This window comes from uncultured Muribaculum sp., assembly GCF_910583865.1.
Taxonomy (GTDB): Bacteria; Bacteroidota; Bacteroidia; order Bacteroidales; family Muribaculaceae; genus Muribaculum.
In genome coordinates, this window is sequence record NZ_CAJTYX010000071.1 from 1 (window position 1) to 3,517 (window position 3,517).

Here is a 3,517-nt window from a genome sequence, read left to right on the forward strand (position 1 = left end):
GCGACCACCTGGTCCCAAACCAGGTGCGCTACCGGACTGCGCTACGCCCCGAATGGTGTTGCAAAGTTAGCATCTTTTGCCGAGAGTTTTATATATTTCGGAATAAATTTTCTCACGAAAGCCCATTCCGTATAATCATTCCCGTTCTAATAATCTTGTACCATGATTAAACACAAAAATTTCCCGGCAAAAGATGCTAATACGTTGCACACTTTTTGAACGGATTTAACTTATCACAAAATGTCAAATCCGTAACTGATGTCGTCCCTTACATGGCAAACGCGTTGAAACCGCCATCGACCACCGCCACGGTGCCGGTGACGAAGCGTGCCGCGTCCGACATGAGGTAATGTATAGTGCCGCACAGCTCCTCGGCCTCGCCCATGCGTCCGAACGGGGTCTGGCGTATGACGTCGCGCCCGCGCTCGGTGTACGAGCCGTCGGGGTTGGTTAGGAGCGCACGGTTCTGCTCTGTTATGAAGAATCCGGGAGCGATGGCGTTCACGCGTATCCCTTCGCCGAACTTCTTGGCGCACTCGGTGGCCATGAACGCGGTGAAGTTGGATATCCCCGCCTTGGCGGCGGCATAGCCGCATACGCGGGTCATGGGGCGGAACGCCGCCATCGACGAGAAGTTAATGATGGCACCCTTTCCCTGAGCCACCATCGGCTTCAGGAACACCTGCGTGGGTATCACCGTGCCGGTGAGGTTGAGGTCAAGCACACGCTGGAACTGCGCCGGGTCGAGGTCGAAGAATGTCTTGTCGGGGGCAATCGTAGCGCCCGGCATGTTGCCGCCGGCAGCATTAAGCAGCGTATCGACGCGTCCGTATTTGCCGACGATATAGTCGACGTTGCTTTCAAGCGTCTCGCGCGACATAACGTCGGTTTTCAAAAACTCTATGCTACCCGAGGCCTTTTCAGCCGCTATGGCAGCCTCCGTATCGGCCACGATTTCCGCGCCGACATTCTCCTTGCGCCCAAGTATGATCACCTTAGCCCCATTGAGCGCCAGGTATTTCGCTATGGCACGCCCCAGGACCCCGGTTCCACCGGTAATCACGGTCACGTTGCCCTCTATGTCAAACAGATTTTTCATTCCTATTCGTCTGTATAGGTTTACTTATTTCTCAGTATCAATCGTCGCCATGATGCCGCTCACCATGCCGAGGGCGAGCATGCGCCCGTGGAAAGAATATCCGGCATTATAGCCCATCTTCTCGTCACCGAGCATTAGAGGAGCGTGGTCGACACGCATAGGCACGTCGGGATTGATGCGGCTGAAAGTGCGTATCACCCCTATCAGCCTCGGATCAAGATGGCTCGACTCCTTGAAGTCACCGTCGGGGAGCACCCGGCATATGCGGAAATGGGCGAAATGCGTACGGTCGGCATACTTCTCGGCAAGGGTGCAGACATCATTGTGGGCACCTGCCGACAGCGAACCCGCGCAGAACGTCAGACCGTTGTGGCGGTTTGGCACTGCGTCGAGAAACCAACGTATGTCCTCGTCACAGGTGACGATGCGCGGCAGCCCGAGCACGGGACGCGGAGGATCGTCGGGATGCACACACATGTTCATGCCATACTCGTCACAGACGGGCATGATGGCTTCAAGGAAGTATTTCATGTTGGCACGCAGCTGATCCTTATCGATACCCTCATAGAGCTTCAGCAGGCTGCGGAACTTGCCTACAGGATCGAAGTCCGACTCCGAGAAGTTTCCGCTCACGAATCCCTGTGTCTTTATGATGATATTTTCGATGAGGCGCTTCTCCTCATCTGCGGAAAGCTCGCCCATAGCGTCCATCCTTTCAATCACTTCGGCAGAATAGTCGGCTCGCGCGCCTTCGCGCTTGAGTATGTTTATGTCGAAGTAGGCAAACTCGGCGTTGTTGAAGTAGAGGTTGGATGTACCGTCCGGGTTGGGATATGTCAGGTCGGTACGCGCCCAGTCGAGGATTGGCATGAAGTTATAGCATATCGTATGTATCCCTTCACTGCCAAGATTGCGCAGACTCTCCTTATAGACCTCAATCTGCTCGTCGCGGTCAGGACCGCCGTATTTGATGGTCTCGGTCACCGGAAGCGACTCCACAACGCTCCAGCGCAGACCGTGGCTTTCAATGTATCGTTTCATCTCGCGGATGGCCTCACGCGTCCACACCTGTCCGAGCGGCACATCGTGGAGCGCAGTCACGATACCCTCCACACCGATCTGCCTCAGCATATCGAGCGTGATAGGATCCTTAGGGCCGAACCATCGCCATGTCTTTTCCATTTTCTTTATTTATAATTATCGAAATGCAAATATACTAATAAGTCGGGCGCAAAGCCAAATTTTCCACGCCATATTATGAGGGTATTTCATAACAGCATCTATGATTATGTGATTGCAGCCATCTGATAAATTCATCGCCCGGCGCAAAATACGGCGAACATTGTCTGTTACTTTGCCGTATAAAAATTAAAGAAAATGATAACACCTATGACAGTATGGATATGCACCGTGGCAGCTATAGCCGCAATAGTATCGATTCATTTCGCAAGCACCATCCGACACCATGCCGGGAAGAGACACCGTTTCATAGAGATAGGCAAGGAAGAGGAAGAAATGTGGATACCCGGCGACCGCGCTCCATGGCATGACAACCAGGATGATGAAGATGACCGCTAAACCGACATATGCCCCTGAACGTGCCTATATCGACCGCATAGGCAACTTCCTCTCCGACTATTCATCGCTGGCGATACGCAGCGGCTCCACATGCGCCCGTCTTGAGAAGAATGTCAGAAGGATGGCCGCCGCGTGGGGTGTGGAGGTGGAGATGGCTATCATGCCGCGCCACGTCCACATATCCGTCACAGAATCCGGAGGGGAAAGCAAGACTTTCATCGCAGGAATCGGCGGAAGTGTCATCAGCTACGACATAATCACGCGCCTGAGCCGCCTGAGCTGGGAGGTGGCCGACGACGGATGGGACGTGGAGCGCGCCGCGAAAGCGCTCCACGGTATCGCCCGTACCCCGCATGCCGGCAAATGGTGGGTGCTCCTTGCCGTTTCGTGTGCCAACGGAGCTTTCTGCCGTCTGTTCGGAGGCGACATGACTGCGGTCGGAGTGGTTTTCGCCGCTACCATGTGCGGATATTACCTCAAGCAGGTGATGTTGTCGAGGAAGATAGATGTGCGTGTGGTGTTCATCACCTGCGCCTTCGTGTCGTCGGTGCTTGCATGCGCCGACGGCCTCTTCTCGTTAGGGTCTACACCGGGCATAGCCATAGCCACAAGCGTGCTCTACCTCGTGCCCGGAATCCCCTTGCTAAACTCTTTCAGCGACATGATCGACCGTCACTATATATGCTTTTTCAGCCGCATGACCGACGCAGGCGTGCTCACATGCTGTCTTTCCATCGGCCTGTGCGCGGGTATGTGGGTCATGAATGTAGGCATGTTCTGATAAAAATTTATTACTGTCCGCTAAACTTTAGAGGGCGATTGAAAAATAGGACCGATTCC

General features: G+C 54.1%; 4 protein-coding genes. 2 read left to right on the forward strand and 2 right to left on the reverse strand.

Annotated features, from left to right (window positions below):
• Positions 1 to 268: 268 nt before the first annotated feature.
• Together QZ303_RS10540 and uxuA are read right to left on the reverse strand one after the other, a co-directional pair.
• Positions 269 to 1,099, reverse strand: a complete 831-nt coding sequence (locus tag QZ303_RS10540) for an SDR family oxidoreductase (RefSeq protein ID WP_295732542.1) — start codon at positions 1,097 to 1,099, stop codon at positions 269 to 271.
• Positions 1,100 to 1,123: 24 nt separating this feature from the next.
• Positions 1,124 to 2,281 (reverse strand): mannonate dehydratase, encoded by a 1,158-nt coding sequence (gene uxuA / locus QZ303_RS10545; RefSeq protein ID WP_295732543.1) that lies wholly within the window; start codon positions 2,279 to 2,281, stop codon positions 1,124 to 1,126.
• A gap of 207 nt (positions 2,282 to 2,488) precedes the next feature.
• On the opposite strand from uxuA, the gene QZ303_RS10550 reads away from it, so the two are divergent.
• Positions 2,489 to 2,677 (forward strand): hypothetical protein, encoded by a 189-nt coding sequence (locus tag QZ303_RS10550; protein ID WP_295732544.1) that lies wholly within the window; start codon positions 2,489 to 2,491, stop codon positions 2,675 to 2,677.
• On the forward strand, positions 2,667 to 3,458 hold the full coding sequence (locus tag QZ303_RS10555) for a threonine/serine exporter ThrE family protein (RefSeq protein ID WP_295732546.1): 792 nt from the start codon (positions 2,667 to 2,669) through the stop codon (positions 3,456 to 3,458). The genes QZ303_RS10550 and QZ303_RS10555 overlap by 11 nt, the downstream gene beginning before the upstream one ends.
• The last annotated feature ends 59 nt before the right edge of the window (positions 3,459 to 3,517 follow it).